The following is a 24,809-nucleotide window of genomic DNA, read 5'->3' as shown; positions in this document are numbered from 1 at the left end:
GTGTCACGTTCAGACGGTTATTCCCAAGGTGAAGCTCAGAAGGCAGTCAGCGGAAGCAGGCACGAAGGTCGGCGGGGACGACGACACCTCTCCATCCTGCCCCGGCCCGCCTCCGTCCGAGAGCAGAGACCGGGAAGGCCGATAGCCCCTGGTCTTCATGGGGAAGACAAGGGGTCACCTGCCATGACAGCGGCGGTCCCCCGCGTGTGCGTTCTACGGCTGTGGAAAGCCGCTCAGCCAGACGGCTCGCCGTCTGCTGGGAAAGCCGGACCCGCTTGACGCACAGGTCGCCGCGCGGGCCGTACTCCGCGGTCGTGCCCGGGCCAAGTCCGACGACGGCCTGCTATCGGATGCTTCTCTTGACTTCGGTGACGATGGTCCCAGGGTTGCATTGTCCTTGTGCCGTGCGGCCGGCGCTCTGGCTGAACTCTCTCCAGACACGTGGATGCTCGGCGGTCACAGGCTGCCGTTCACCGGTCATGCCCTGGACCAGGCAGTGGCCGCTGCGCTCGAGGTGGTGCTCGAGCCACTCCTTGGACGCGAGGAGACTGAAGGCCCTGCCGCTCTGGCGGTCCCATGTCAGGTACTGCACCTGCAGTTGCCCGTCGGTGTCGTACCAGAAGGGGCGGTCCGGGTCGCGCCGCAGCCTGCTGGCTCTCAGGAGTGGGTCACTGGGCAGCGTCACGGAGACGGATGCGTCGAGGGAGCAGTCCAGGCTCTGACCACTCCAGTTGTAGGTCTGGTCGGTCGGAATAGCGGTGACGGGTTCCCCATCGGGGTCTGTGGCGAACACCATGCGGCCCTGCGGCTGTGCGGCGAGGGTGCGCTCCAGCCAGTGGTCCTCGTCATCTTCCGTCGGACCGTCCGCCCACTGCTCTGCGAGCTCCAGGAGCAGCTCTTCCCGGTGCTTCTCCCTGCGCTCCCGCCAGATGGCGATGGCGGCGCTCTCCTCCGATGCCGGTGGTCCAGGGGCTGGCTCCGGAGAGGAGAGATCGTCGTCCCCTGGGGCAGGGGAGTCGTTCTCACCGTGATCGGGTTCGTCGTACTGAAAGGTACTCACATGCCAGGAGTCGGGTTCCGGATCGGTCCAGGGACTGGGGACGGTGGGGAAGTCGGCCAGGAGAAGGCTGTGGCGGTCGGGCCCTTCGGGCATCAGCCGGTTTGTGAACGAACGTCCCTTAAGCCATGAGAGCAGGCTGGTGAGTTGGGGGGCGGGCACGAGCCAGCTGTGGATGCGGTGCCACTGCTCTGCCTGGCCGCGGGTGACGTTCCATCCTCGGCCGTCGTGGTCGTCCATGGCCTGTTCGTAAAGGACGATCCACTGCCTGCCGTCGCTGTCGGCGCGGATGCCCAGTTCGTCGAGGTCGGGCAGGTTGTCCGGACGGCTGATCCATTCGTCGACGCCCTCGTCGTCGGGCAGGTCGGGGACAGGTGGTGCCAGCGGGTGTGTGGGGTCTGCGGTCGGGAAGGTGGCGTGGTCGGCTTCGTCTGGACTGTTGTCGTCGTCGGTGTAGGAGAAGGGGTGTCGGGCCGGAGGAAGGGAGGGGTCGATGTCGAGCAGCGACAGTTGTGCCGCTCCGGGGTGTTCGGCGGCGTCGTGCTCGGTCTGCCGGTGGGGGTGCCGGTGGTTTGCCAGGCGTTCCACGAGCTCGTGGAGGGCCATCCACTGGTACTTTTTGCCGATCCGTTCGCCCTTGTGTGACTGGCGGGAGCCAGAGTGGCGGGAACGCATGTTGTCGAATTCGGCGAACAGTTTCGGTGTCCAGCCCAGGTTGGCGACGCGGGCGAGGATCCAGCGTGCGGCCCACTCGGCGTCGACGTGGGCAGCGGCGAGGCGTTCGTCGTTGGGCGGGGGCACTCGGCAGGCCCGCAGCAGCGCGTACTGGTCCGGGTCGAGGACGTCCCTTGCCTTCCTCCCGGTGAGGAGTTGTTCAATGGCAGCCAGTGTGCTCAAGGCGGGCCGGACGGACTTCGGAAGGCTTTGCGCGAAGGCCGGGATACGGGCGGGGTCGACGACGACAGGATCGTCGGCGCGCTGCCACGCCGGCCGACGGGGATAGTCGGTCGACAGCGGCAGCAAACTGAAGTGACGCACGGCCGGCCTGACCTGGTAGTCCGCAAAGTCTCCCAGGGGTGAAAGGGACGAGCGGAGCGATCCCCACAGCGACTTGTTCTGGTCCCGCCAGGGGAAGAGCACGTCGAGGTCCTCCTCCGCAGGAGCCTGCCCGATCGGAGCGCAGGCGTGTGGATGCCTGACCGCGTTTGCTTCCTCGCCGGTGACGGCTCCAGCCCGGTGCGCCAGGGTGACAATTCGGGTAGCCGCTTCGCATAGCAGCCCGTTCCGTGAGGCGTGCGCGGGCGAATCAATGGCGCCGTAGGAGTACGTGAGGAGCCGCCGGGCGACGGTGCCGAGGAGGTCGTGCTGGCTGGCGTCCTCGCCGTGACGGGCCAGGACTCCGTAGGTGACCCATACCAGACGCTCGAAGAGGTAGGGATCGTCGATCTTCTCCGCGTCCTCGTGGAGGAATCTGTCCAGGAGTGAGACGAGAACGTCTCGGTGTCCCAGGAGCAACTGCACGAGGGCTTTGGTGGCCCGGTCGCGCAGGAACCGGTTGGAGGACGTGAGGGTCCACACCAGTGTCGTGGCGGCCAGCCGGACGCCTTCCTCGTGGCCGGCTCCGGCCGTCTGCACCGGCCGGCGGGACCGGTCCCCGAGGCGAAGTCGGGCCGTGAGGGATGCAGGGTGGAGATGGCGCGGGGTGGGGTACTGCTCGGCCCAGCGCAGCAGCCGGTGCAGTGCGGTGACCTCCCACAGCAAGGAGTAGGTCTCTACGCCCCACCACGCGTCGCGCTCGGGCCGCGGTTTTCGCAGCAGCACCCGGTGGAGACGGTCGGCGTTCAGCAGGTGCCCCGGCTCTGCGGTGAACGCTACCGCGGCCTCCAGCACGTCGGAATTGCGTCCGTGACGTGCGGCGGTCTCGTTGAGGAGTTCGATGGTGCGTTCGTTGACGCTGCGTGTGCTGCGCAGCGGAAGCGTTTCCAGAAAGCTGCGGGCCAGCCGGTAGCCTCGAACGTCCGCGCGACTGCCGGGTTCAGCTGTGGCCTCTGCAGATGTGGGAGAGAGGGCCAGAAGGTCGATGAGTTCCGTCCCGGTTTGCTCGGGCAGGAGAATCGATGCCGCTTCCTGATAGTTCGGGGCAGCCTGCCCCAGCCAGTTCTGCAGCGCGGAATCCGCGGCCAGGGGGCGTCGTTCGCGTAGCGCGTCGATCTCGTCCTGGTGGGCAGCGAAGACCGACCGTACAACGCGGTCGTCGCCGAACGCCTGGTAGGGGAAACCGATACCGGTTGCATGGTCGGCCTTGTAGGTTCGCTCGTTGGATACCAGGCCCTGGGCGAGGAGCTGCCCGAGCATCGTGTCCGGCCACGCTGTGGCTGCCGAAGCGTACACGTCGACAAGAGCGCGGGCTTCCTCACGCGGTAGCACGGGACGCCGGGCGGCGGCCATGCGCGATGCCAGGGCGTCCACTGCACGGTGCACGGGCCGCTCCAGAGGATCGAGTCCGAGCCGGGAGCAGATGGTCTCTGCACGGTGGTCGACATAGGCGTCGAACACCGCGCTCCGGTCACGCGGATGGCCGCCCGAGCCGCCACGCTTCAGGCTCTTGCTCAGGCTGTCCGCGTACAGCTTTACGAACAAGGGGTTGGTGAAGACCGAGGCCAGCAGGGGAGTGTTGGGAAGAACCGCCGCCACATCCCGCAGGTAGCTCTCCAGCCCCTCCATCTCCAGTCCTGCAAAGCCGGAGTGCACGGAGGCTGGCACATCGAAGCGATCAGGCACGACGATCGACTTGAAGGTCGAGCGGCAGGACACCAACAAAGCGATGTGCTGGTACCCGGCCAGACGCACCTGCAGCGCGAGCAGTTCGCTCTTCCAGTTCCCGGCGTCGTCGGAGTCATTGAGCGCATCGATGATCAACAGGAAGCGGCAACCGCTTGCCGCGCCGGCGGCGTCCATCGCCTGGAGGAAGTCCCGCTCGGCAAGCGGCCCCAGGCCACGCTTCTGCGCGACCTCACTCAGCGTGTTGTGCCCGGTGAGCTCCTGCCCGAACATCACCAGCGCCGGACGGCCCTCGTCTACGGCCCGCCGCGCGGCGTCGACCAGCAAGTGCGTCTTGCCCTGCCCTGCCTCCCCCAGGAGCAGCCAGGTCTTCTTCTCCGCTGTCTGGGCAGCGGGACTCCGCAACAAGCCGTCCAGGCGCTCGCAGGCGTCGAAGGCACGAGCCAGAGCGCGCTCGCACAACCATTGCACGCTCTGCACCGCGGTCACCGGAGCGTTTGCGCCCCGTCCGGCCGCAGGTATGGCGTCGTCGCTTTCACGCTCTTCCTCGGCGAACCGGTCAGCCAGGTCCTTGAACTCATCCAGCCGTTCCAGCATGTCCTCCGCCACAGCAGAGCTCTGCTCGGCGGGGAAACCGGACGTTGCGGATGCAGCGGACAGGTCGTGGACCAAGGTGTGGGCGCCTTCCCGCAACGCGGGCGTCCACGCGTGCACCCACCGCGCCAGCGCCTGATGGTCGGGGCTGCTGGCCGGCGCGGGATAGCTGTCGTACCAGCGTGTCATCTCGGAAAGGAGGGTCACCACAGCGGCCTGCAGATCCCGGGATCGCTGGACGCCCTGCCTCAAGAACTCCTGCGGCAGGGCGCACGCATCCGCCACGTGCGCAAGGGGCAACGTCACATGATGCTCGGGTGTGTACCGCGCCTCGGCCAGACGCTCAGCGAGCGTGACCTGTTCCCTGAACCACTCGCTGCCCAGCGCCCGCCGTTCGAAGAAGAACCACTGACGCCCCTCATTTCCAGGCCGGGTCAGCCGCTCCAGCAGCTCACCGCCACCGACGTAGCGAATGTCCACGTCGGCAAGACCGGGCAAGTCCTTCTTCCACCGGGCGACGTTGCTGTTCCACCGCTCTCTCGCACCGGTACGCGCCTTCCCGCGCGGGGTGACAGGGGTGGGGTCGGAGAGGTCGAAGGGGGTGAGGAATTCAAGCCGGACGATCTTCCGGTTCGCGATGTTCTCACCGACTGTTTTGGCGCTCTTCTTCGCCTGAGGGATGAGATCGTCGATGTTGTGGACGAACTTGACCTGGTATCCGTGCGCAGCACTGCCGTCGGGCGCCTGGTCATACCATTCGACGCCGCCGTCCGGAGCAGCAGTCTTGATCGTCTCCCAGCCCGGAGGCGCCGACGTCCGGAGCTGGAAACAGAGTTCCTCGAACGCGCGATGCTGGCTGCCGTCCCATTCCCGGATGCTGTGCCAGTTGTGTGCCCTGCTGTCGTTCGATGCCACTGCCGTCCTCTGACCGTCCCGCCGCCCCACTGTGCGCGTGTCGGATCCCAGCGTAGAGGGCTGCGCTGACACACCAAGTTCCTGGGTCGATGGACCGGATCAGGCGTAGGAATTCCGTTGCAGCCGGTGCTGACCCGAGCGCTGCCGGCCATGAAATATCGGTCAGGAGTGGACGGTAGTCAACGCCTTGTCAGCGCGCTCAGTCATGGTGAGCATCGGTTCGGTCGAAGTCATCCGGCAGTGATCGAGTCATGCCGCTGTACCGGGATCGATGGGACGGTTGTGCAGTGCCGTCCCAGGCGGAGGTCTGACTCATGAGATCTATGACCGAAGTGTCCAGTCACAGACCTGTCGACTGTCGTCGCGGGATGCTGCCTGCCACCGAGCCACAGGGCGTGTCCCATTTGGGAAATGCTGAGCTGTTCCGCACCTGCGCGACGCTCAGCCCACCCGATGATGAGGGAGACGAGGACATGGTGGCCCAGGCCACCCACATGACGTTACGCATGCTCGCCGAGCGCATCGAACAGCTCACCGGGCAGATCAATGAGTTGAACCAGCGCCTGACCCGGCTCGTCGAACGTCACGCCCCACAGCTGCTCGTACCGGTGGGCATCGGTCCGGACAGCGCCGTCACTCTCCTGATCACCATGGGGGACAACCCCGAGCGGCTGAGCACCGAGACGTCCTTTGCTGCCCTTTGCGGAGTCAGGTCCCATCGAGTACTCCTCTGGCCGTCGGAGCACGCGCCGGCTCAACTACGGCGGCGACCGCCGTAGCAAACGCGGCCCTGCACCGCATCGTGTTCACTCGCTTGCGCCACGACCTGCGCACCCAGGCGTACTACGAACGCCGCACCCAGGAGGGCAAGACCCGACGTGAGATCATCCGATGCCTCAAGCGATACGCAGCCCGCGAGGTATTCAACCTGGTCAGACCGGTTTCAAGCACCCCCGCGTTATAGGGACGTCTGTGAGAGGAAACGCTCCTAACCTCGGGTTTTCACTTGGGGTCCGTCCGAATCATGGGCGGTAACGCGAAAGTGCCTTCTGCGCTGGGACGATGAACCTTGTCGAGGGGTTCTGTCGGTCCAGGTGGAAGGCACTTTCTGCGTGCAGGGTATCGGTTCTCGTCCCAGGCTTCATGTCTCGGCGGACGGCGCCGGGATGGTCGGGCATGCCGGGGCACGGTTGCTGGCTGATCTCGCCGATGTCACCGGACTGACCAGCGCGTACTCCACCGCGCTGAGACCGCTCCGGCCACGAGGCACCGGTCATGACCCGGGCCGGATCGCCACCGACCTCGCCGTGACAGTGGCTGACGGCGGTCAGACCATCACGGATCTGGCCGTGCTGCGCGACCAGGGCGAGGTGTTCGGCCCGGTCGCCTCGACACCGACTGCCTGGCGGCTGCTGGCCGCCGTCGACGAACACGTACTGGACCGCCTGCGCTCGGCACGCGCCCAGGCCCGGGAAGTGGCCTGGCTGCAAACATCCGAGACCCGCGGCGGCATACCGGCGGCGACAGCCGGCGGACGGGAACTGCCCGGCCTGGTCCTGGACATCGACGCCACGCTGATCACCTGCCACTCGGACAAGGACCAGGCCGCACCCACCTACAAAGGCGGCTTCGGGTTCCACCCTCTGCTGTGTTTCCTGGCCAACACCGGCGAGGCGATGTCCGGGCGCCTTCGGCCCGGGAACGCCGGAGCCAACACCGCCGCAGACCACATCGCGGTCCTGAACGACGCTCTCGCACAGATCCCCGACGCCCACCGGCACGGCACCGACATCCTCGTCCGCACCGACAGCGCCGGATCCGCAAAGTCCTTCCTCACTCACGTTCGCAACCTGCGAACACGCGGAATCCGCACCTTCTTCTCGGTCGGATACGCCGTTGCCGAGCCGGTCCGCCGCGCGATCCGATCCCTGCCCGACCATGTCTGGCACCCCGCTCTGAACCAGGACGGCACCCTCCGCGAGTCCGCCGAGGTCGCCGAACTGACCGGCATGACCGACCTGAACGGTTATCCGGCCGGCACCCGCATCATCGTCCGCCGCGAACGCCCCCACCCCGGAGCCCAGCTCTCACTCTTCGACCAGGACGAGGGCATGCGGCATCAGGTCTTCCTCACCGATACCCCATTCGCCTCCGGCTCGGCCCAGTTCCTGGAGGTCCGTCACCGAGGACACGCCACCGTCGAGGATCACATCCGGTGCGGCAAGACCACCGGTTTCGGCCGCTTCCCCTCCCGCCGCTTCGGCGTCAACGCCGCCTGGCTCGAACTCAGCCTCGCGGCGATCGACCTCCTCGCCTGGACCCGCGTCCTCCTGCTGGACGGCGAACTCGCGACTGCCGAACCCAAGAAACTCCGCTACCGGATCCTGCACGTCGCCGCCCGGATCACCCGGGGCGGCCGCCGCCTCCGCCTACGGATATCGGCAACCTGGCCCTGGCGACATGAACTCGCGGCCGCATTCCACCGACTGGCCGCACTACCCCGCCCCGCCAGCTGACTCGCCGTCCCCGCCCACCCTCGACTCAAAGGACCTTGGAGAACCCGACCCCGCATCGGGCCCTCACCATGCCCACCGGCCGACACGGGCTCAAACAACCTCGCTCAGCAGCTCAGCAGCCCCAACTGAAACGGCGAGGCTAGTGTCCGGTCATGACGTTTCGCTCCCGGCGCCTGGAAGCACTGTTCGGCGGCCGACTTGACCAGTTGACCTACGAACAGATGGCTGGGCTGGCTGGTGTAGAAGCCGCTGCTGAGGCGGAGGACCTGGAGTACAAGAGGGAGGTTGCCGCTGCGGATCCGAAGGGCAAGGAAGAGCTGGCCAAGGACATCTGCGCCTTGGCCAACCACATCGGCGGCGCCTTGGTCATCGGCCTGACCGACGTCAGGGGTGTCCCCACGAAGGTTGTGGACATCGACCTAGCGGACGCCCATCTGCGACACCTGGAACAGGTCATCGGCAGCAGTACCGCACCGCAGGTCCGCTACGAGACCTACCCCATCCGCAACCCGGACGATCCCGGCCGGGGTCTCCTCATTCTCGCGGTGCCGCGCAGCCCCTACGGGCCCCACGCCGTGACTACACCGCCGGTCAAGGCGACGGAGAAAGCACTGCGCTACCCCCGGCGCACCGGATCCCTGACCGCCTGGCTGACCGAGACGGACGTCGCCACCGCCTATCACCACCGGTTCACTACCACTGCAGACCGTGCCAAGCGCTTGCTCGACATCGAACGCGAAGCCTTGATGGCGCTCCCGCCCAACAACCAACCGCAGCTCATGGTCAGCGTCACGCCGGAGGTCCCCGGCAACATGCCGATCACACAGGAGACCTTCAATCGCCACCGACGCAATCTGCTGGTCACGTCGCCCTACCTGGGCGAGGAGGACCTTCCCTTCTCACAGGTCCGGGTCGGGTCCCGCCGCCTCACCGCGACCATGGGCGAGCCCCACGGACACGGTTACCGGCATTGCGAACTGCACCGTGACGGCTCCGGGGTGTGGCTCTCCGGCATCCACTCCGGTACGTCAACGGTGGACCTCAAAGAGTTCAACTTCGCCGACCTGGACACGGTCGTCTACGAGCTGCTGTCGATGCTGTACTTCCTGGGCGCCCACGCCCGGGATCGGGCCGGCGTCTCCGGCACCGTCCTGGTCAAGGCAGCACTGATCGAAGCCCCGCACACGCACCCTCACGGCCCGCCCCGCCCGCAGATGGCACCGCTGCTGCCCTTCCGGATCGATCAGACGGACGAATACCGCGGACGCCGAATGCCTCTGAGTACCCACACATGCGCCTACGCGGACGCCGAAGCCGTTGCCCTGGTCGACGATCTCGCCGATGCTGGCACCGCTCTGGTTCAGACAGCCGCGTACATCGCCGACGAACTCATCCAGGCGTTCGGGATAGCCGAAGCCACCCCGATCACGCGGGACGGAAGCATCAACCTGGCACACTGGACTCCCTACAACAAGGTCCGAATTGAGCGGTGGGCACAGACCAGACAGGTCAGGCTGGCTCCCTGACCCACGCCCTACTGCCCACCCATGCGGCCGCCAACAGATCGGCGCACGCGGGCGGTCCAGACGAGCGTTTCTCGGGCAGGCACCGTCCGACAGCGACGGCCATGAGGGCGCCGGCTTGCTCCGCCCGGAACGAGGTTTCGGAGCGGCGAGACGAACAGCCCGCCTATGCTGGGTTGATGGCCAGCTCATGGACTCGTATCCACCAAGAACTCAGCCTGTCGCCAGGCCGGTTGACGTTCGGGATGATCGAACGAGCCGCGAAGGAGATCGACGGAGAGCGAGACGATCTCGACTGGAAGCGCATCCTTCCGAAGAAGCCTGAAGCTGGTCTTTGGTCGGAATTCGCCAAGGATGTCGCTGCTATGGCCAACGCCCGCGGCGGCCTTCTCGTCTACGGCGTTCGCAACGACCGAGTCATCGAGGGGGTGGATCCCCAGGATGCACCTACAGAGCACCTGTACAAGTGGCTACGTGCCCACACCCAGCCCTTCGTCGGCGGGGTCGACATATTCCCCCTGCAGTGCCCAGACACAACAAAAACAGTCCTTGTCGTCGATGTCCCGGCCAGCACAATGGCCCCGCACTTCGTGTTGGGAACCTCGTCCCGCGACAAGGAACAGCAGGCGTTCGCCGTGCCTGCCCGCTTCACCGATCACACCACCTGGCTCTCGGAACACGAGGTAGAACGCGCCTACCGAGACCGCTTCGCACGCCAGGAAGACGCTGGCAAGGCGCTGGAGCGGCACGTGACTGAAACGAGCGCGGCAGTTCTCGGCGAAGGAGACCACACCGCAGCATGGCTGATCGTGGTGTCCCGCCCCTCCCGCCCACTTCCGCTCCTGGTACCCGACCCACAGCGCCACGAAGCATCCGCAGCCATGAGCGCAGCGCTGTCCACGGCGGCCAAGATCCGGGGTGACTTCGCAGGACCCAGCCCCATGCGCGATGCGTTGACCGGCGGTCCGCGAGTCGGTCTGCGGCGTTGGGTCGACGGGAACTTCCTTACCCCCGCAGGAGGACCACACCGGGGGCGCCTCGCCATGGTGGAACTCCACCACGACGGCACCGTCGTATACGCCGTAGACGTCTCACGCCTCGTACATAGGCAGAAGGTGGATGTCGGCCCGAAGGTCCCCGTCGAGGTGCAGGTCGTACAGAACGGAGTTTGTGACGCCATCGCCCTGATCCACGAAGTGGCGCGTGCTCAACATCTGAGCTCATCGTCCGATCTCCTAAGCACCATCGTCTGTGACAACGACCTGCACAAAGTGGGGACCGCTGGCAGATTCCCCGGATTCGTTGCGGTCCTAGAGCAGCATCGAGGATTCCTCGACGTCCCTAAGGACTGCCGATGCCCCGTCACAATCCGACAGGTCCCGTACGAGCTGGCCCCCCTCGCCGGCATTGTGGATCTACAAGCTGCTGCGCAATCCCTTGCGTCAGGTCTTATCAACCAGTTCGGAATTGAGACCCATTTGACCTGACCTGCAGCAGCGTGAAGACCCACCTAGCCGTTCCCGCTTCAGCATGGACGGTGTGGTGGTGCGCACCGTCGATGTCGGGTGGCCGCTCCACTGAGTGGAGTCCACCGGCCGGGAGCGGACTCCATCGAGGGGCGCGGGGTCGCGCCTCCACCCGGTGCGTTTCTCCTTGACCTCGGCTCAGGGCTCAGGTCAAGGAGAAACGCACCGCCTCATAGCCTCCATTGACCGCATCACCGAGTGGTGCGGTCAGTGGTGACCACCGGGTGCGGAGTGCGTCGCGTGCGTGAGCACCAGGTGCTTGTTGTGCATGGCCTTCAGGGTGGCGTGGGTGTCTCCGTGGTGGCCGGGGATGACGTTCTCGACGAAGCGGATGATGCTGCGGGCAATGCCGTCTGCGTTCTCCCTGCCGACGCGGGGGTGATCCGGTCTGCGAGGCGGTACCGACATGGCACGCAGGTACGCGGAGATGTACTGCGACAGGAGCGTATTGGCGCTCAGACGCCGAGTAGAGCTTCGCAGAATAGGCCAGGTGCTTAGAAGACACCTGCTCTGTTCCGGTGCTTCCACTCGTTCAGGGCTGACTATTCGACAGGCTGACCTTTGTGATTCCGGCGCCAGCATGGTGGTTCGCCGATGGCAGACACATTGGCCCGGGCAAAGACTGGAATCGTGCGCTGAAGCAAGCGAACCTAGATCAGCTGCGGAAGAGTGTGCGAGAGCGGCGCAAGGTAGCACGGGATCGCCGGTTACCCAAACCGGCGATTCTTCGGAGTATTGATGGTGTTCGGTCGCCGTGCGATTCGCCTGGGATGGCCGGACTGCCGTGTCTATCCAAGCCTCACCCTCAAGGAGTTCTGCCATGACCGCAGTCGTCAATGAACAAACGTCTTATCTGTCCGATCGGCAGTGCTTCGCGATCCTGGACCGGGCCAGCGAAGATTTGCAGAACGGCCTCGCCTTGCGAGCCTTCCTGGCTTCCATCGCTCTCGCCGCTCTGCGTCCGGAGGAGGCCCGGGTGCTGCGCGTGCGAGACGTGGAACTCGCGGACGATGGCACCGGTTGGCTCGTGGTCCACCCTCAGGCACAAGAGCGCCGCGAGGAGGATTCGGACAGCGCCGGCGCCATACGGCGTGTTCCCGTCTGCCGCGAGTTGGCGGCGATCATGCAGGCGGAGACCACCCGGCGCGATCTCGGCCCCGATGACGCGATATTTCTCCTCGACAACGGACGACCGCTGACCGCCCAGGTCTACCGAAAGGTTTGGCAGCAGGCGCGAGCAGCAGCCCTGCAAGCACATGAACTGCACTCGCCGCTCGGTAGGCATGTCTCGGCTCTCCGTGACGCGCGCATCGCGGCGTGGCTGAGGAACGGCGACCAGACTGCGGGCCACATCCTTGCGGTGGCCGAATGCGCCGGAATGAGCGCTCCTCGCCTCGCCGAACGCTTCGCGAACTGCCTTCGCAAGCCGACCCGGGATGAAATCCCTTGGAATCGACTCGAAGCCGCCTTGGCCCTTCCTGAGCTGAGCCAGTCGACTTCGACCGCACGGCGTCCGTAGCGGCACACCGGGTCGCGGCTTGTCCGCGATTCGTGCCTGCCTCACGACAGGCAACGGCTGGGCGGACCAATGGTTTCCGCCCAGCCAGGTTCGCCTCTCCCGTCCCTCACAGAGAACCTCCAGATGCCTGCACGACCCTTGCCTGCCCCCACTGCTTCCTCCACGGCGGTACGCGCGGCGTTCCTGACCGTGAAGGACGCCGCCGATTACCTCGGCCTCTCACCCCACACCCTCTACGTCTGGCGCCACCGCCGTCAGGGACCGCCGAGCTTCCGCATGGGCCCCCGCGGTCGTGTCATGTACCGAGTGGAAGCCCTCGACGCCTGGGTCCGCGAACAGGAGCAGGCCGACTCCCGCTCCAATCCCGCCCTCAACCCGCTCAGCGTCCGGCCGCAGGGGCGTTCCGCCCGCTTTACCACCGCCTGACACGGCTTCCTGCGCCGTAGAACGCCGCCGTCACCCTCATCACAAAGGAGTTCCACCTGGCCGGCTACATAGAAGACCGATGGCTGAAGAAGCGCCCGAACCCGAGAACCGGCAAACGCGACCGCACCGCCATGTACGGCAAGTGCACCCGCTACCGGGTCAAGGGCATCCCCGGCGTCAAGGACCGTTCCTTCGACGCCCTCCAGGACGCCAAGACCTGGCTCGCCCAGGCCCAGACCGATGCACGCCGAGGCGAGTTCGTCGATCCCCGCGACGGGGCCATCTCCCTCAAGGACTACATCGCGACCCACTGGTGGCCCACCCAGAGCGGTGATCCGTCCACGATCGAGCGGATCGAGCAGAGGGTACGCCGCCACATAGTTCCCCACCTGGGTGCTCAGCCGCTCAACGCCATCGGCACGGAAGTCCTGCGGCACTGGAAGAAGCGGCTGGAGAAGGACCTCGGTCCGACCTCGATCCGACTGGTCTGGGCGACGCTCTCCAGCGTCCTTCAGGCCGCGGTCGAGGACCGTCGCCTCGGACGCAACCCATGCCGGTCCAGCACGGTCGGGCCTCCGCCCGCGGCCCCTGGCAGGGTTGAGGCGTGGCCGCCCGAACGGGTCCTGGCGGTTCGGGCGGCCCTGCCGGACCGCTACCGGATACTCCTCGTGATCGGAGCAGGTCTCGGGCTCCGTCAGGGGGAAGCGCTCGGTCTCTCCGCGGACGATATCGACTTCGAGAAGGAAGTCGTCCACGTCCGGCGGCAGATCAAGATGGTGCGAGCGAAACTGTGCTTCGCGCTTCCGAAAGGCCGCAAGGTCCGGGACGTGCCGCTGCCGGCCAGCGTGGCCCGGACCATCCGGCAGCACATGGAGCAGTTCGCGCCGGTGCCGGTCACGCTGCCATGGGACGACCCGACTCCGGCCAAGACGCCGCTGGAGGCCAAGCACCGACGGCCGAGGACCTACACCCTCCTGGTGACAGGACGAGAGCGGAAGGCTATCAACCGGAACTACTTCAACTCCTACGTGTGGAAGCCCGCTTTGGCCACGGCCGGTGTGATCGCCGCGCTGGAGGAGGGCAGCGCCGACGGCGCTCGCGTGTGGGAGCCGTCCCGGGAACACGGCTTCCACGCCCTGCGCCACTTCTTCGCCTCCGAGGAGTTGGAGGCCGGCGAATCGGTCGTCTCCCTGGCACGCTGGCTGGGCCACTCCGACCCCGGGTTCACACTGCGGAAGTACTCCCACTTCCTGCCCCGCGCAGGCGCACGAGGTAGCGCCGCCATCGACGCGATCTTCGCGTAGCCGCGACCGGTCCGCTGGGAGCGTGGCTCGTAGCCCGGCGCAGGCCCAAAGTCCCAGAGAAGTCCCAGACATGCCGCCGCACCCCTCCCTGACCCGCTAAATAGCAGGTCAGACGGGGTGCGGCGGCATCTTCGTGTCAAATGTCCCGGAAGATCTCGATCTGCGCGCCCACCGAGTTCAGGCGCTCCGCCAGGTCCTCGTACCCCCGGTTGATGACATAGACGTTCCGCAGTACGGACGTCCCCTCCGCCGCCATCATCGCCAGCAGCACGACCACGGCGGGCCGCAGCGCGGGCGGGCACATCATTTCGGCCGCGCGCCAGCGGGTGGGGCCCTCGACCAGGACGCGGTGGGGGTCGAGGAGTTGGAGGCGGCCGCCGAGGCGGTTGAGGTCGGTGAGGTAGATGGCGCGGTTGTCGTAGACCCAGTCGTGGATCAGCGTCTGCCCCTGCGCCACCGCCGCGATCGCCGCGAAGAACGGCACGTTGTCGATGTTCAGCCCGGGGAACGGCATCGGGTGGATCTTGTCGATCGGCGCTTCCAGCTTGGACGGCCGTACGGTCAGATCGACCAGCCGCGTACGGCCGTTGTCGGCGCAGTACTCGGTCGTACGGTCGTGGTCGAGCCCCATCTCCTCCAGGACCGCCAGCTCGATCTCCAGGAACTCGATCGGCACGCGGCGGATGGTCAGCTGGGACTCGGTCACCACGGCGGCGGCGATCAGGCTCATCGCCTCGACCGGGTCCTCGGAGGGGGAGTAGTCGACGTCGACATCGATGGAGGGCACGCCGTGCACGGTCAGGGTGGTCGTGCCGATGCCGTCGACCCGTACCCCCAGCGCTTCGAGGAAGAAGCACAGGTCCTGCACCATGTAGTTGGACGAGGCGTTGCGGATGACGGTCGTGCCGTCGTGGCGGGCGGCGGCCAGCAGCGCGTTCTCGGTGACGGTGTCGCCGCGCTCGGTCAGCACGATGGGGCGGTCCGGCGAGATCGAGCGGTCGACCTGGGCGTGGTAGAGGCCCTCGGTCGCCGCGATGTCCAGACCGAAGCGGCGCAGCGCGATCATGTGCGGCTCGATGGTGCGCGTGCCGAGGTCGCAACCGCCCGCGTACGGCAGCCGGAAGGTGTCCATCCGGTGCAGCAGCGGACCGAGGAACATGATGATCGAGCGGGTACGGCGGGCCGCCTCCGCGTCGATGGCCTCCATGTCCAGCTCGGCGGGCGGCACGATCTCCAGGTCCACGCCGTCGTTGATCCAGCGCGTGCGTACGCCGATGGAGCCCAGCACCTCCAGCAGCCGGAAGACCTCCTCGATCCGCGCGACCCGGCGCAGTACCGTACGGCCCTTGTTGAGCAGCGAGCCGCACAACAGCGCCACGCAGGCGTTCTTGCTCGTCTTGACGTCGATGGACCCGGAGAGCCGGCGTCCGCCGACGACCCGCAGATGCATGGGCCCGGCGTAACCGAGCGACACGATCTCACTGTCGAGCGCCTCACCGATGCGCGCGATCATCTCAAGGCTGATGTTCTGGTTGCCGCGCTCGATACGGTTCACGGCGCTCTGGCTGGTGGCCAGCGCCTCGGCGAGTTGACTCTGCGTCCAGCCCCGATGCTGACGGGCGTCGCGGATGAGCTTGCCGATGCGTGCGAGGTAGTCGTCTTCCATGGCGTCAGATTATCTCATCGATGAGATAAGGGCCTTGCTGGGGTGGGCCGTCGGTGTGTCGCCACCGCCGCCCGTCCATCCGATCGTCGGTGCCCGAAGTCGCCTCGGCAATCGCCGCGCGGCCGAACGGGCGAAGCGGTGGCGCCGCTCCGGCGCTCGCGGACCTGTCGGCCGAGCCTCTCGGTCGAACCGGTTGGCCGAAACTTGTCGGCCGGACCTGTCGGTCGGACCTGTCGGTCGAGCCTGTCGGCCATCGGGGCATCGATCGGCCGCCGGGGGCGCGGCGCGACCGGGCCCGGGCATGACCGGGAAGCGGTCATGTACTAGAGTTATCTCGACATCGAGATATCTGCCGAGGGCGTACCGCGGCCGCCAATCGGTAAGGGTTACCTAACTAAGCCTTACCTTAGCGGATCGGCGAGGAGCCGTGGCGGCAGCATGACGTAGGTACGCGCACATTGATGAAGGAGACTGTCGTGTCGGCGAACAGCTTCGACGCCCGCAGCACGCTGCGCGTGGGCGACGAGTCGTACGAAATCTTCAAGCTGGACAAGGTCGAGGGCTCCGCGCGCCTCCCTTACAGCCTGAAGGTGCTGCTGGAGAACCTGCTCCGTACCGAGGACGGCGCGAACATCACCGCCGACCACATCCGCTCCGTCGGCTCCTGGGACTCCCAGGCCCAGCCGAGCCAGGAGATCCAGTTCACGCCGGCCCGCGTGATCATGCAGGACTTCACCGGTGTGCCCTGTGTGGTGGACCTCGCGACCATGCGTGAGGCCGTCAAGGAGCTCGGTGGCGACCCGGCGAAGATCAACCCGCTGGCCCCGGCCGAGCTGGTCATCGACCACTCCGTGATCGCCGACAAGTTCGGCACGCACGAGGCGTTCGCCCAGAACGTCGAGCTGGAGTACGGCCGCAACCGCGAGCGCTACCAGTTCCTGCGCTGGGGCCAGACCGCCTTCGACGAGTTCAAGGTCGTCCCGCCCGGCACCGGCATCGTCCACCAGGTCAACATCGAGCACCTGGCCCGTACGGTCATGGTCCGGGGCGGCCAGGCGTACCCCGACACCCTCGTCGGCACCGACTCGCACACCACCATGGTCAACGGCCTGGGCGTGCTGGGCTGGGGCGTCGGCGGCATCGAGGCCGAGGCCGCGATGCTCGGCCAGCCGGTCTCCATGCTCATCCCGCGCGTCGTCGGCTTCAAGCTGACCGGCGAGCTGCCGGCCGGCACCACCGCCACCGACCTGGTCCTCACGATCACCGAGATGCTGCGCAAGCACGGCGTCGTCGGCAAGTTCGTCGAGTTCTACGGTGAGGGCGTCGCCGCGACCTCCCTCGCCAACCGCGCCACCATCGGCAACATGTCGCCGGAGTTCGGCTCCACCGCCGCGATCTTCCCGATCGACGACGAGACGCTGAAGTACCTGCGCCTGACCGGCCGCAGCGACCAGCAGGTCGCCCTGGTCGAGGCGTACGCCAAGGAGCAGGGCCTCTGGCTCGACCCGGCCGCCGAGCCCGACTTCTCGGAGAAGCTGGAGCTGGACCTCTCCACGGTCGTCCCCTCCATCGCCGGCCCGAAGCGCCCGCAGGACCGCATCATCCTGGCCGAGGCCAAGACGAAGTTCGCCGAGGACGTACGCAACTACGTCTCCGAGGACGAGGAGGCGGGCAAGGAGTCCTTCCCGGCTTCCGACGCCCCCGCCTCCACCAACGGCGTGCCGACCCGCCCGACGCTCGTCACGGCCCCCGACGGCTCGACGTACGAGATCGACCACGGCGCCGTCACCGTCGCCGCGATCACCTCCTGCACCAACACCTCGAACCCCTACGTCATGGTCGCCGCCGCGCTCGTGGCGAAGAAGGCGGTCGAGAAGGGCCTGACCCGCAAGCCGTGGGTCAAGACCACGCTCGCCCCGGGCTCGAAGGTCGTCACCGACTACTTCGACAAGGCGGGCCTCACCCCGTACCTCGACAAGGTCGGCTTCAACCTCGTCGGCTACGGTTGCACCACCTGCATCGGCAACTCGGGCCCGCTGCCCGAGGAGGTCTCCAAGGCCGTCAACGAGCACGACCTCGCCGTCACCTCGGTGCTCTCCGGCAACCGTAACTTCGAGGGCCGGATCAACCCCGACGTCAAGATGAACTACCTGGCGTCCCCGCCGCTGGTCGTCGCGTACGCCCTCGCCGGCTCCATGAAGGTGGACATCACCAAGGACGCCCTGGGCGTCGACCAGGACGGCAAGCCGGTCTACCTCCAGGACATCTGGCCCACCGAGGCCGAGGTCAACGACGTCGTGGCCAACGCCATCGGCGAGGACATGTTCAACAAGTCCTACGCCGACGTCTTCGCGGGTGACGCCCAGTGGCAGGCGCTGCCGATCCCCACCGGCAACACCTTCGAGTGGGACCCGCAGTCCACCTACGTCCGCAAGCCCCCGTACTTCGAGGGCATGACGATGGAGACCAGCCCGGTCGAGGACATCGCCGGCGCCCGCGTCCTGGCGAAGCTGGGCGACTCGGTCACCACCGACCACATCTCCCCGGCCGGTGCCATCAAGGCCGACACCCCGGCGGGCAAGTACCTCAACGAGCACGGCGTCGAGCGCCGCGACTTCAACTCGTACGGTTCGAGGCGCGGCAACCACGAGGTCATGATCCGTGGCACCTTCGCCAACATCCGCCTGCGCAACCAGATCGCGCCGGGCACCGAGGGCGGCTACACCCGCGACTTCACGCTCCCGGACGCCCCGGTCGCCTTCATCTACGACGCCTCCCAGAACTACCAGGCCGCCGGCACCCCGTTGGTCGTCCTGGCGGGCAAGGAGTACGGCTCGGGCTCGTCCCGCGACTGGGCCGCGAAGGGCACCGCGCTGCTCGGCGTCAAGGCCGTCATCGCCGAGTCGTACGAGCGCATCCACCGCTCGAACCTCATCGGCATGGGCGTCCTCCCGCTCCAGTACCCGGAGGGCGCCTCGGCCCAGGCCCTCGGCCTGACCGGCGAGGAGACCTTCTCCTTCACCGGCGTCACCGAGCTGAACAACGGCACCACCCCGCGCACGGTCAAGGTCACCACCGACACCGGCGTGGAGTTCGACGCGGTCGTCCGCATCGACACCCCGGGCGAGGCGGACTACTACCGCAACGGCGGGATCATGCAGTACGTGCTGCGCAGCCTGATCCGCAAGTAGCCGCGCGGGCAGGACGCAGGACGCTGAACGGCTGAGGGCCGTGTTCCGTACGTACGCGTACGGCACACGGCCCTCAGCCGTGCGCGGGCCCCGGTTGGCGGGAACTTGCCCCCGCCGTGCGTTGCTCTGTGTAATCAACCGCATATACAATGGACACCGGTTGTGTGCTCAACCAATTGAGTGGAGGCAGCGATGGAGCGTGCCTGGGAGGCCGACCCGTCGGCGTTATTCTCCCGTCGGCTGGGGAAGTCGGCGAAGGAATTGGGGAATTCCGACGGAAAAGACGAGTGCCCGGACATCTGGCAGCTGGACAACGGCGATATCGCCGTGATCGGCAGGGATCTCACCTCCCACTACGCGCCCCGGCTGCCGGAGGGCGTTGCTCTCGCGCCGGACGAACGGCTCGTCGTCATTCCCGGGAACATGCTCAGCGCGGCGAAACCGGACATCGCCGATGCTTGACCTGCGCGCGCCGGCTCTCCTCGCCGGGCAGGGTGAGAGGCTCGTACGAGAGGTCTACAAGCGGGAATTCCGGGAGCGGGACGCGGCGATCCACGACCGGGCTTCGTGGAAACTGGAGCGACGGCAGCATTTCGAGGAACAGGGCAGTCCCAGCCGTGACGCACTCTCCCGGGGGGACTGGGCGGAATCACTGCGACTCATGGAAGAGCGGCGCGAGAATATTCGCGCCGCCGCACGCGAGGACGAGCGCCGCAACTCCGTATTCCACCGGGTCAGGGTGGTCGAGCAGCCGCTGACGCCGTATCTGCAATGGGAGCTGAACTCGCTGCGCCAGCAGGCAGAATGCGGAATGCGGGTCCGTGTGGTCGGCGCCGGTGGTGACCCCGTCGGAGGGCGACGGCCCCCTCCCGGAACTGATCGTTCTCGGCGGAGACGTGCTGTACGAGGTGCTCTACACCGAGTCCGGCGTCCCGGACGGTGCGATCCGCCATACCGATCCCGAAGTGATCGGCGGCTGGGAAAGCTACATCAAGGAACTCTACCGGGTGGGTGAGGACGTGATGAGCTATTTCGACCGCGAGGTGGCGCACCTTCCTCCTCCGGCGACGAAGGCGGATTAGGCGATCAGCGAGTCCAGTAGCGGCGAGAACTACTCCGACAGGTCGCGGAACGACCTGTCGGGGGCTTCCCGTGATGTCGCACAGGCCGGAATCGTCACCGGAGGAATTCACTTCCATGGGCACCACCCGCAGGGTGAGGGAGGATTCATGAGCCTCACACCACGGCAACTCCATCGGCTGGCCGCCACGGCCCACCGGGAGCTGGGCGAGAGCTGGGAGGAGGCGCAGGCCCTGGACGGCCTCGCGGCCGCCCGGCTCGACGACGACCCGGCCGCGGCGCTGCGCCACTGGACGCGGGCGCTGCGGCTGCTCGACGGCTACGACGACCCCCGGGCGGCGGCCGCGCGCGAGCGCGTCGAGCGGGGGCTGGCGCAGGCTGAGGCGCCCCCCGGATGATCGTACGGAGAGGGCGGGGCACCGGTGTCGTCCGGTGCCCCGCCCCCCGTAACCGTTCGGGACCTGCCTACCGCTGACCTACCGCAGCAGCTCCACCTCCGCCAGGGTCGCCGGGGCGTCGCTCACCAGGCGGTAGTTGGCGTACGTACCGGGCTTGGCGATCGTGAAGGCGCGGGTCTGGCTGTCCCAGGTGAAGGACTCCTGGGAGCGGGTGTCCAGCGTCTTCCAGGATGTGCCGTCGGCCGAGCCCTCCAGCCTCCAGCCCGTCGGCGCCCGGTCCGCCGTCCCCGAGGTCAGGGTGTACTGGACCGCCCTGGTCGCCGAGGCGACCGGCAGGTCGACCGATTCGACCGGTGCCCGGGTCGCGGCCGAGTCGTCGAAGAGGGCTCCGGGGCCCGTCAGGGCGTCCGTACGGGGTGAGGGGACCTTGTCGTCCTGGGTGAGGGAGACGGGGCCCGCCTTCTTGCCCGTGCCCCACGACGAGGGGGCCGGACCCATCGCGAACTCCAGCCGGCCGCCGCGCGCCAGCACGTCGTGCGGGAGCGCGGTGGAGTTCCAGGACTTGCCGTTGACCTTGAGGCCCTGCACGTAGATGTTCCGCGCGCTGTTCTTGGGCGCCTTGATCTCCAGCGTGCGTCCGTTGTCCATGCGGACGGTCGCCTTCGTGAAGAGGGGCGAACCGATCGCGTACTCACCGCTGCCCATCACCAGCGGGTAGAAGCCGAGCGCGGAGAAGAGGTACCAGCCGGACATCTCGCCGTTGTCCTCGTCGCCCGGGTAGCCCTGGCCGATCTCGCTGCCGACATAGAGGCGGCTCAGCACCTCGCGTACCTTCTCCTGGGTCTTCCACGGCTGCCCGGCCGCGTCGTACATGTACGGGATGTGGTGGGACGGCTGGTTGGAGTGGCCGTACATGCCCATCCGTACGTCGCGGGCCTCCGTCATCTCGTGGATGACCGAGCCGTACGAGCCCTTGAACTCGGCCGTGGCCGTCTCGGGCGTCGAGAAGAAGGTGTCCAGCTTCTTCGCCAGCCCCGCCGTCCCGCCGTACAGGTTGGCCAGTCCCCGGCTGTCCTGGACCGCCGTGAACGCGTATCCCCAGCCGTTCGTCTCGGTGAAGTCGTAGCCCCACACCCTCGGGTCGAACTTCTCCGAGTCCACCCGCCAGTCGCCCTTCGTGTCGCGGCCCTGGAAGAAGTCGGCCTTCTCGTCGAAGAGGGAGACGTAGTTCCGGGCCCGGTTGAGGAAGTACGCGGACTCCTCCTCGTAACGCGCCTTGTCCCTTTTGTTCTTGGTCTTCTTGGCCAGCTGCTCGCCCATCCGCGCGATGCCGTAGTCGTTGAGGTATCCCTCCAGCGACCACGACAGGCCCTCGTGGGTGGCGGTGGAGGCGTAGCCGGTGAAGGTCGAGGTCTCCATGCCCTTGCGGCCGACGCCCGAACGCGGCGCGACCACCGTGGCGTTCTTCACCGCAGCCTCGTACGCGGCCTTCGCGTCGAAGTCGACGCCCTTGACGTACGCGTCGGCGAAGGCGACGTCCGAGCTGGTGCCGGTCATCAGGTCGGCGTAGCCGGGGGAGGACCAGCGCGAGGTCCAGCCGCCGTCCTTGAACTGCTGGACGAAGCCGTCCACCAGTTTGCCCGCCTTCTTCGGCGTGAGGAGGGAGTACGCGGGCCAGGTCGTGCGGTACGTGTCCCAGAAACCGTTGTTGACGTAGACCTCACCGTCGACGATCTTCGCGCCCGTCCGCGTCGGGGTGTCGGGTCCGGTCTGCGGGGAGAAGGGGCTGGCGTACTGCTGCTTCGGGCGGGCCTTCGTACCGGTGTTCTCGAAGCCGGAGTTGGGATACAGGTAGAGCCGGTAGAGGTTGGAGTAGAGCGTGGTCAGCTGGTCCTGGGTGGCCCCCTCGACCCGCACCCTGCCCAGGATGTCGTCCCAGGCGCGCTGGGCGCGGTTCTCGACCTGCTCGAAGCGGGTGGCGGCCGGGATCTCGTCGGCGAGGTTCTTCTTCGCCTGGTCGAGACCGATCAGCGAGGTCGCCAGCCGCAGGGTGACGGTGCGGTTCTTGCCCGCGTCGAAGCGCAGATAGCCGGTGACGTCCGCCCCGCCGCCCCCGCTCAGCTTGCCGCTCGCGGTGACGGGCGCGTCGAAGACGCCGTATACGAAAAGGCGCGTCGCGCCGGTGGACAGTCCGCTCTTGACGTCCGAGTAGCCGCTGAAGGAGCGGGTCGCCGGATCGAGGGTCAGACCGCCCGCGTTGGAGATGTTGTCGAAGATCATGCTGGCGTTGTCATCCGGATAGGTGACACGCACCATCGCCGCGTGATCGGTCGGGGCCATCTCGGTCTTGAGGCCGTTCTCGAAGGTCACACCGTAGTAGTGCGGCCTGGCCGTCTCGTTCTCGTGCCGGAAGGGCAGCGCCCTGGCCGTACGGGAGGCGTCGGGCGTTCCCGCGGCCGTCGAGGGCATCAGCTGGAAGGTCTGCCGGTCGCCCATCCAGGGGCTCGGCTCGTGGCTGGCGCTGAACGCCTGCACGGTGGGCAGGTTGTCGGCGTTGTTGGCGCGGCTGTACTCGTACAGCCAGCTGTTGGAACCGGCGTTGGTCACCGGCGTCCAGAAGTTGAACCCGTTGGGCACCGCGGTCGCGGGGAAGTTGTTGCCGCGCGAGAAGGAGCCGCTGGAGTTGGTGCCCCGGGTGGTGGAGGCGTAGTCCGAGAGGTGCGCCAGCGGCTTCTCCACCGGCTTCGGCTTCAGGCTGATGTCGTCGATCCAGCCCTGGAAGGACGCGGGCCCCTTGCGCGAGTCGTACGCCACCAGGATCCGGGCCACGGTCTTGCCGGCCGCGACCGCGCCGATCCGGGCGTCGACCTGGTTCCACTGGTTGACGTAGAGCCGCTTGGCGTCGCCCTGTCCCTGCGGAGTGAGCGCTCCGCCGTGCGCGTCGGTGGCCTTGAGGCCGCTCAGATAGGTGCCGTCGGTGAAGGCGAGGTCCACGGCCACGTTCGTGGCGGGGTAGGTGAGATCGGCCTCGGGCTGCGCCGGGAGCGCGGGGTAGATCCGGTACGAGAGCGCCGTGTCGGGACGCACCGGCAGATCGACGTCGAAGACCTTGTTGTACGAGTACGCGCGCCCGGCCGGCTCGTGCGTGCCCGCGTACTTCAGGGCGTTCCTGCCCGTGAACCCGGCACCGGACTTGGCGGTCGGGGAGCCGGTGGGGCCGCGGTCGGTCTGGGTGCGCATGTCGCGGGGCGCCGGGGTGCTCGTATCGCCGTCGGAGAACTGCACATCGGCCAGTTGGGTCGCGTCGGTGGCGCCGTTGTTCGCGGTGATGTCCAGCCGGTAGTGCGGGTAGGCCGCGGCGGCCGACGCGGCCACGTCGTAGGACTTGGTCTGGAAGCGCTGCCCGAAGGTCTCGCCCGTCCTGTGGTCCAGGTCCTTCCACTCCTTGCCGTCCACCGAGCCCTGGAGCGTCCAGTCCCGGGGGTCGCGCTCCGGGTGGTCGTTCGCCGAGGTCAGGGCGTACGTGACGACCTTGGCCGGTCCGTCGAGGTCGAACTCGACCCAGCCGGTGGGCCGGAAGGCGAGCCATTTGGTGGACGGCTCGACATCGACCAGATTCTCCTTGGTCTCACCGCCGGACGTGTTCTCGTCGCTGGCGCGCAGTTCCACCACACGGTCGGTGATATTGCCCGGAATTCCACTGCTGAAGCCGCCGTCGACACCGGATGCCCGCTTCTCTCCACCGGGCCCCACTTCGACGGTATTGCGCCAGTCCGGCTGGGGATCGTCCTCCTCGAAAGACGAAATGAATTCCTTTTGTGGCGGACGGGGTTGAGCGGGCTGTGCTATAGCGGCGGATTGGGCTGTCACGACGAGCAGTGAGGCAGCCGCCACCAGGGCGGCCGTATGCCATTGTCTGCTCCGGGTTCCGGTTCTCTGCTGCATGGCGAGCTTTTCCTCCTGCTTACCCAGTTGGACAACGTTGTCAAACGAGAAGCGCAGGGTCCAGTAGGAGCCAAGTGGCGATTGGTGTCAAGGGTGTTGACGCGACGGCGTGTCCGGAATGTATCGCCCGGGAGTGATTGACATGATCGAATGACAGCAGGACCGGCTCAGATATCCACGAGGTCTCAACTAGGGAAAGACTGCCGCCCAAACCTGCTTTCGATCTTGCTCAGTCGGCGGGAAGTGGACTATACCTGTCGGCGTCCGCCCCGGGCGGTCCGGAAGGCCCGGCGGACGCTCCGTGCGGGGGGACGGAGGACGGCGGGGAGGGCTCTGCCCGAGCGCGCCGGGCATTATCCGGACACATC

15 protein-coding genes and 1 pseudogene are annotated in these 24,809 nt (G+C 67.1%); 12 read left to right on the top strand and 4 right to left on the bottom strand.

Going from position 1 to position 24,809, the window contains the following annotated elements:
- Positions 1-343: 343 nt before the first annotated feature.
- The gene (locus OG627_RS06680) at positions 344-5,347 is read right to left on the bottom strand and encodes a hypothetical protein (RefSeq protein ID WP_329062401.1); all 5,004 of its coding nucleotides are present in this window, start codon (positions 5,345-5,347) and stop codon (positions 344-346) included.
- A 368-nt stretch (positions 5,348-5,715) separates the two neighbouring features.
- Here OG627_RS06680 and OG627_RS06675 point away from each other — a divergent pair, with 368 nt between their 5' ends.
- From OG627_RS06675 to OG627_RS06660, 4 genes are all read left to right on the top strand, one after another.
- Positions 5,716-6,126, top strand: a complete 411-nt coding sequence (locus OG627_RS06675; protein WP_329062399.1) for a hypothetical protein — start codon at positions 5,716-5,718, stop codon at positions 6,124-6,126.
- 315 nt (positions 6,127-6,441) lie between these two features.
- On the top strand, positions 6,442-7,863 hold the full coding sequence (locus tag OG627_RS06670; protein ID WP_443073424.1) for an IS1380 family transposase: 1,422 nt from the start codon (positions 6,442-6,444) through the stop codon (positions 7,861-7,863).
- A 152-nt stretch (positions 7,864-8,015) separates the two neighbouring features.
- Positions 8,016-9,389, top strand: coding sequence for an AlbA family DNA-binding domain-containing protein (locus tag OG627_RS06665; protein WP_329062395.1), 1,374 nt, complete (start codon positions 8,016-8,018; stop codon positions 9,387-9,389).
- A 176-nt stretch (positions 9,390-9,565) separates the two neighbouring features.
- The gene (locus tag OG627_RS06660) at positions 9,566-10,873 is read left to right on the top strand and encodes an AlbA family DNA-binding domain-containing protein (protein ID WP_329062393.1); all 1,308 of its coding nucleotides are present in this window, start codon (positions 9,566-9,568) and stop codon (positions 10,871-10,873) included.
- 246 nt (positions 10,874-11,119) lie between these two features.
- Here the strand turns inward: OG627_RS06660 and OG627_RS06655 are convergent, their stop codons facing one another.
- Positions 11,120-11,320 (bottom strand): hypothetical protein, encoded by a 201-nt coding sequence (locus tag OG627_RS06655; protein ID WP_329062391.1) that lies wholly within the window; start codon positions 11,318-11,320, stop codon positions 11,120-11,122.
- A gap of 412 nt (positions 11,321-11,732) precedes the next feature.
- Between OG627_RS06655 and OG627_RS06650 the strand changes: the two genes are divergently transcribed.
- From OG627_RS06650 to OG627_RS06640, 3 genes are all read left to right on the top strand, one after another.
- Complete coding sequence (locus tag OG627_RS06650; protein WP_329062389.1) at positions 11,733-12,431, top strand: tyrosine-type recombinase/integrase; 699 nt, start codon at positions 11,733-11,735, stop codon at positions 12,429-12,431.
- A gap of 123 nt (positions 12,432-12,554) precedes the next feature.
- A complete protein-coding gene (locus OG627_RS06645; protein WP_329062387.1) occupies positions 12,555-12,857 on the top strand; it encodes a helix-turn-helix transcriptional regulator in 303 nt (100 codons plus the stop codon).
- 131 nt (positions 12,858-12,988) lie between these two features.
- A complete protein-coding gene (locus OG627_RS06640) occupies positions 12,989-14,161 on the top strand; it encodes a tyrosine-type recombinase/integrase (protein WP_329062385.1) in 1,173 nt (390 codons plus the stop codon).
- Positions 14,162-14,297: 136 nt separating this feature from the next.
- On the opposite strand, the gene OG627_RS06635 is transcribed toward OG627_RS06640, so the two are convergent.
- Positions 14,298-15,827, bottom strand: coding sequence for a helix-turn-helix domain-containing protein (locus OG627_RS06635; RefSeq protein ID WP_329062383.1), 1,530 nt, complete (start codon positions 15,825-15,827; stop codon positions 14,298-14,300).
- Positions 15,828-16,303: 476 nt separating this feature from the next.
- On the opposite strand from OG627_RS06635, the gene acnA reads away from it, so the two are divergent.
- The 5 genes and pseudogenes from acnA (at position 16,304) to OG627_RS06610 (ending at position 20,496) form a co-directional block, all read left to right on the top strand.
- Positions 16,304-19,018 carry an aconitate hydratase AcnA gene (gene acnA / locus OG627_RS06630; RefSeq protein WP_329062381.1) on the top strand — a complete coding sequence of 905 codons (2,715 nt, stop codon included), beginning with the start codon at positions 16,304-16,306 and terminating at the stop codon, positions 19,016-19,018.
- Between the two features lie 192 nt (positions 19,019-19,210).
- On the top strand, positions 19,211-19,480 hold the full coding sequence (locus OG627_RS06625) for a hypothetical protein (RefSeq protein ID WP_329062379.1): 270 nt from the start codon (positions 19,211-19,213) through the stop codon (positions 19,478-19,480).
- Positions 19,473-19,793 (top strand): annotated as a pseudogene (locus OG627_RS06620) (DUF6879 family protein); the annotation flags it as partial. The gene OG627_RS06625 and the pseudogene OG627_RS06620, both read left to right, overlap by 8 nt.
- Positions 19,794-19,839: 46 nt before the next feature.
- Positions 19,840-20,100 carry a DUF6879 family protein gene (locus tag OG627_RS06615; RefSeq protein WP_329062377.1) on the top strand — a complete coding sequence of 87 codons (261 nt, stop codon included), beginning with the start codon at positions 19,840-19,842 and terminating at the stop codon, positions 20,098-20,100.
- Between the two features lie 147 nt (positions 20,101-20,247).
- Positions 20,248-20,496, top strand: a complete 249-nt coding sequence (locus tag OG627_RS06610; RefSeq protein ID WP_329062375.1) for a hypothetical protein — start codon at positions 20,248-20,250, stop codon at positions 20,494-20,496.
- A gap of 78 nt (positions 20,497-20,574) precedes the next feature.
- Here the strand turns inward: OG627_RS06610 and OG627_RS06605 are convergent, their stop codons facing one another.
- Positions 20,575-24,441, bottom strand: coding sequence for a GH92 family glycosyl hydrolase (locus OG627_RS06605; RefSeq protein WP_329062373.1), 3,867 nt, complete (start codon positions 24,439-24,441; stop codon positions 20,575-20,577).
- Positions 24,442-24,809 lie beyond the last annotated feature (368 nt).

Origin of the sequence: Streptomyces sp. NBC_01429, assembly GCF_036231945.1 — a bacterium.
Classification (GTDB): Bacteria; Actinomycetota; Actinomycetes; order Streptomycetales; family Streptomycetaceae; genus Streptomyces.
The sequence above is the reverse complement of the archived record's forward strand: the minus strand, read 5'-3'. Positions and strand labels throughout refer to the sequence as shown.